We start from the raw sequence: 5,967 nt of genomic DNA on the forward strand, positions 1-5,967 counted from the left end.
AATCTGCTCTCTGATCATACTGTCCTGGTAAAAACTCCACTCCAAAAACTTTTTCATTTAAATCTAAATTTAAATTTTCTTCATAAATATTATCTACAGGTAACTCTGAAAAAATAGTTTTTATACTTTTTTTATAAAATTCTTCACTTATATCACCAATAAGATACTTATTTATAACTCTTACCTTCTTTAATCCTTGGATTGATAAATTCTCTCTTAAATCTTCTAAAAGTAATTTCCCTTCTACATCAAACTTTTCTTTTTTTTCAACAAATATAGTTCTAACTAAAGCCATTTCTTCGCCCTCCAATAATACCTTTCTTCTCTTTTACATATTATCCCTTGGTAATTTTAGGATAGCACCAGTTATTTACAAAGTCAACCATTTTATAAAAATTTTATTTTATACTTCGTATAATAACAAACTTTATTTCCATTTTTAAGTTTTATTATTCGTATTTATTCTTTGTTTTTAATTTTTTAAGCTTTAAAGGATTTTTTAATTATTTGTTGAATATATTATTTAAACAATTCTTAAACATTTCAATGTTCAATAAAGGAGATTATTTAAGTTATGAATGAAAACTTTTTAGCAATTCTTATAATTGGATTTTTGGGTGGTGGACTTTTCACACTACTTGGAGGAGTTATGGTAAAATTTAATGCTGGTGATATGCTTAGTAACTTTGATCCTAATGTCCATGATAAAAATAAAGTTTCTATTTTTATTGGAAAACCATTTTTTTACTCTGGTCTTTTTATAATTTTTCTTACTATTATTTCTTTTATAACTCAAACTTTTTATATTATTTTAACATTTCAACTCTTAGCTTTATTTTCCTGTTTAATTATATGTATTTACAACCTTCACTTTAAATGCAAAAAATAAAAAAGCGTAGTAGTTAAAACTAGCTTAACCACTACGCTTTTATCACACTTCCTATGAAAAGAGACTACATATATTATGCAGCCTCTTAATGCTAAACCCTAACCTTCTGCCTATGAAGGTTATTTATAGTTTTGTCCATTTTTAATTTTATATACCTATAAAATTTATCTATACCTAAAGTTTTTACTCAACTCTTTCACTAGGTAACCATCCTGTAGAGTTTTTAAAGTTTATTTCTGTCCATCCATTATAACTTCCAACAACTTCTACTTTTGTTCCATTATCTAAATTTCCTATATGATCATCTTTCCATGATGGCCCACTTTGAACATATGTGTATCCAGTACTTCCATTATTTATTTTACCAGTTCTTATAACTTTTTGATTACAATTTAAGCTTGTATCTAATCTATTTCCTAATATCCATGCTGTAGAATTTTTATATTCTATTTTATACCAACCATTTTTCTTAGCTAATATATTTACACTTGTTCCATTATTTAATGACCCTACTACATTTCCATTCCATGAACTTTGATCCATTATATACGTGTATGGTCCATTTTTAAAGTCTACTATTCCTGTACCTATTGCATTTGAATTTTTAATCCTATAACTTGGCACCCACGCCGTAGAATTTTTATAATTTATTTCTGTCCATCCATTATAACTTCCTACAACTTCTACTTTTGTTCCATTATTTAAATCACCTATATAATCATCATTCCATGATGGTCCACTTTGAATAGCTGTATATCCTACGCTTCCATTATTTATATATCCTTCTGATAATACTTTTTGATTGCAATTTAAACTTGTATCTAATCTATTACCTAGGATCCATGCTGTTTCATCTTTATATTCTATTTTATACCAGCCACCTTTTTTAGCTAATATAGTTACACTTACTCCATTATTTAATGAACCTACTACATTTCCATTCCATGAATTTTCACTCATTACGTATGTGTATGGTCCATTTTTAAAATCTACCTTTCCAGTTCCTATTCCTACTATATTTGAATCCTGAATTCTGTAACTTGGTACCCATGCTGTAGAATTTTTATAATTTATCTCTGTCCATCCATTATAATTTGAGACAACCTCTACTTTTGTTCCATTGTTTAAATCACCTATATAATCATCATTCCATGATGGTCCACTTTGAATAGCTGTATATCCTACACTTCCATTGTTTATATATCCTTCTGACAATACTTTTTGATTACAATTTAAACTTGTATCTAATCTATTTCCTAATATCCATGCTGTAGAATTTTTGTACTCTATTTTATACCAGCCACCTTTTTTAGCTAATATATTTACACTTGTTCCATTATTTAATGACCCTACTACATTTCCATTCCATGAATTTTCACTCATTACATATGTGTATGGCCCATTTTTAAAGTCAACTGTTCCTGTTCCTATTCCTACTACATTTGAATCTTGAATTCTGTAACTTGGTACCCATGCTGTAGAATTTTTATAATTTATTTCTGTCCATCCATTATAATTTGAAACAACTTCTACTTTTGTTCCATTGTTTAAATCACCTATATAATCATCATTCCATGATGGTCCTGCTTGAATAGCTGTATGTCCTACACTTCCGTTATTTATAAATCCACTACTTATAACTTTTTCATTTTTATTTAAACTTGTATTTAATCTATTTCCTGGAATCCATGCCTCTGTTCCGTCGTAAGCTATTTTATACCATCCATGACTTTTTCCAAGAATATTTACTGTAATTCCTTTATTTATACTTCCAACTGTACTTGTTCCTGTCCATGAAGGACCTGTTCTTACATAAGTATAATTTCCTGATGTCCCATTTACAGTTCCAGTTCCTTTAATTTCACTATTTAAAATATCTACTCTACTTTTTGGCACCCAAACTGATTTTTGAGATACTGTATCATCTGCTGTATAATAATTTACTCTATACCATCCATTCGCTTCTCCAGTTACTTTTACAGCTGTTCCATTATATAAATTTATTATAGTTTTATTATACCAAGTTGGTCCATCTTGACTACATGTATAATTTCCTCCATCAAAATTTATATATCCCTTTTTATTTAAATCTGTTACATTCTCATATGGACTTGAAAAATCAGGTGCTTGTCCATTTATTAATGGTGCATATACATAAGCATATTGCTTATTATATCTAATTTTAAACCAATCTCCTGTTTTACCTACAATTTTAACTCTTTCTCCATAAGTTAATGTTCCAACTATACTTGAATCTGTTGTTGGATTTTGTCTTACATTAATACTTCCCTTTGAAGTTCCTATATCATAGTTATAATTTTCTGGCATATCAGGTACATTATTTGGTCCACCAATATCAACATTTCCTGGTAATCTATAATAACAAGTTGTTTTACTTGTATCATTTGCATCAACTTCATGACTATCTCTTGGATGGAAATTTGAACCATACCATGAATACTGATTATCTGCAATCCATGCTATTCCTTCAGCCTTATTTGCCCACCCCATAAATACATATGTGTGAGCTTGCCCTGCAAAACATATATCTCCTGCTTCTAAAGTACTTAAATCTGTTTCTCTTTCCCAACCTAAAGAAGTTAATTCTCTTTCTAAGTTTGTTGTATATCCTATATCCATTGGTATTTTTATACCTATATTTCTAAGAGCCGATGAAACAAAAAATACACAGTTATTATCTAATACTCCACCATGAGCTCCTACAGCTTGATCTTCTGCTGCCCATCTATTATCAGGATTCATTAAATAATTATATAGCTTTTCCTGTGTTTGTGAATGGAACTCTGTTTGTCTCATTTTAGGATCTAAATTCTTATTATTAAAATAATTATTATGATTGTCCCCATTAAATATAATACTAAATTGCTGAGCTCTTTGTTTTTGTGTAGTTTTTACTTCTTTTCCTGTAAATATATTTATTTGTTTTAATTCTACACTTGCTTTTTCCTTTTCAATCTTTGTACTTTTTTCAGATTGGGTTCCTTTACTATTTAGTGTTTGTCCATATGATGCAATTGGTTTTATAGTTATTAATGCTCCCATGATGCATCCAATAGCTATAATCGATTTAAGTTTGTTTTTATTCATTATTTACCCTCATTTCATTTTTATAACATTTATGTATAAAGGTATCATTTTAAAATTAACTTTAAATGAACATTCTCAAACTTTTTGGTGAATTTGTTTATTTTTAATTAATAAAAACCCAACAAAATTCAAAATTTTGTTGGGTTTTTCTTATGAAAAACTTGGTATATCAAAAGTAAAGTTATCTGAACTTAAATATAAATCACTATTTTGTGCTATTATTCCTGCTATTTCCTCTCCATAATTTACTTCTGATGCATATTGATGCCATATATCACCTGCCGGTGCATCTATATATCTTATTTCAAATGGAGTATTTTGTGCTATATCAGGATTATGAACATAATTTTCTGATAAGAACTGTGCTGCTCCTTTTAGTGCACTTGCAACACTTGTCCATCCATGATTATATGCATACGTTGTTCCTAAAATAGTTGCCTTATTTGGAAAATACCCATTTGAGTCATCTGCACCTATTCCAAATAAATCATATACTGTTACTGGTTGTGGTAAGTTTATCATTTGATAACCTACTAAATTACCATCTTGATATATTGGTGCATTTTCATTTGCTATCTGTGTTATTGTTATACCTTGAGCAAAATTACTAGTTCCCCAACCAGTTTCTAATGCAGATTGTGCTAATAAATATACTGGATCTAAATTATATTCTTTAGCCGCATTTATAAATCCTTGTGCTTGTCCTGAAAATACTCCTTTTCCTTGTAAAAGTTCTTGGAATTTTTGAACATTTACCGGTCTATATTTATCAACTCTTAAAAATTCATATTTTGTAGATGCATCTGCTGGATTAACTGCGTTTGTTATCTCTTCTCTTGCAGTATCAATTTGACTTTGACTTAAGTCACCACCAAAGCAATTTATATAATCTTGTACCTCTTCATTTATATAGTTACTCATAGATGTACCATAATTAATATAATTATATGTTGTATTTCCTTCCGGTTTATTAAAGCTTACTCTATCTTTTAATACCCATGCTGTTCCATTTTTATATTCTATTTTATACCAAGATCCTTCTTCTCCAATAATAGAAATTTTTGTTCCATTATTTATCTGACCTACAAAATTATAATTCCATGATGGCCCACTAACAATATCTGTAAAATCTCCACCACCAAATTTAACATATCCTGTTTTTATTATTGGATTTAATAATCCTTGATTTAAACTAGTATTAACTCTATCTTTTAATACCCATGCTACATTATCACCATTTTCTATTTCATACCATGAACCTTTTTCTCCTACTATAATTACTTTTGTTCCATTCGTTAATTCTCCTGCAAAGTTTGAATCCCATGATGGCCCACTAACGATATCTGTATATGGTCCTCCTACAAAAGTTATTACTCCACTACCTAAAACTTGATGTACTTTCGTATTAACTCTATATTTTAGTACCCATGCAATACCATTTCCATTTTCTATTTTGTACCAATCTCCACTCTCTCCAATTATCTTAACTAATGTTCCATTTTGTATATCACCTGCAAAGTTTGAATCCCATGTTGGTCCATCTTGTATTGCTGTATGTGTATATCCTTCAAAATTTATAAGTCCTGTCTGTATAACTTTAGCTCCTATACCATTATCAACTCTATTTTTTAATATCCATGCTAACCCATTTCCATTTTTTATTTCAAACCAATCTCCTTTTTCTCCAACTATACTTACTTCCGTACCATTAGTTAGTTCTCCTTCGAGGCTTGAATCCCATGTTGGACCACTCTGTATTGCTGTAGCTGTCCCTCCATTAAAATCTACAATCCCTGTTCCTAAAACTTTTAGTTCAGCTCCTATATTAACCCTATATTTTAATACCCATGCTGTTCCTGCTCCATTTTCTACTTCATACCAGTCTCCACTTTGCCCTATTATATTTACTTTTGTTCCATTTTGTATATCACCTAAATACGTAGAGCTCCATGTTGGTCCACTTTGTATTG

At 29.5% G+C, this 5,967-nt stretch carries 4 protein-coding genes; 1 reads left to right on the plus strand and 3 read right to left on the minus strand.

The window, feature by feature from the left end; genetic code table 11:
* Window positions 1–295, minus strand: a 295-nt coding sequence (locus ACRDDY_RS07355; protein WP_438564300.1) for a hypothetical protein, incomplete at its 3' end; no start/stop codon positions are given.
* 279 nt (window positions 296–574) lie between these two features.
* On the opposite strand from ACRDDY_RS07355, the gene ACRDDY_RS07360 reads away from it, so the two are divergent.
* Window positions 575–889 (plus strand): DUF3784 domain-containing protein, encoded by a 315-nt coding sequence (locus ACRDDY_RS07360; RefSeq protein ID WP_438564301.1) that lies wholly within the window; start codon window positions 575–577, stop codon window positions 887–889.
* Between the two features lie 183 nt (window positions 890–1,072).
* Here the strand turns inward: ACRDDY_RS07360 and ACRDDY_RS07365 are convergent, their stop codons facing one another.
* Both ACRDDY_RS07365 and ACRDDY_RS07370 read right to left on the minus strand, forming a co-directional pair.
* Window positions 1,073–3,997 (minus strand): SH3 domain-containing protein, encoded by a 2,925-nt coding sequence (locus ACRDDY_RS07365; RefSeq protein WP_438564302.1) that lies wholly within the window; start codon window positions 3,995–3,997, stop codon window positions 1,073–1,075.
* Between the two features lie 150 nt (window positions 3,998–4,147).
* A partial coding sequence (locus ACRDDY_RS07370) for an SH3 domain-containing protein (RefSeq protein WP_438564303.1) occupies window positions 4,148–5,967 on the minus strand: 1,820 nt, incomplete at its 5' end.

This window comes from Clostridium sp. (assembly GCF_051656525.1).
In the GTDB taxonomy this organism is placed as follows: Bacteria; Bacillota; Clostridia; order Clostridiales; family Clostridiaceae; genus Clostridium.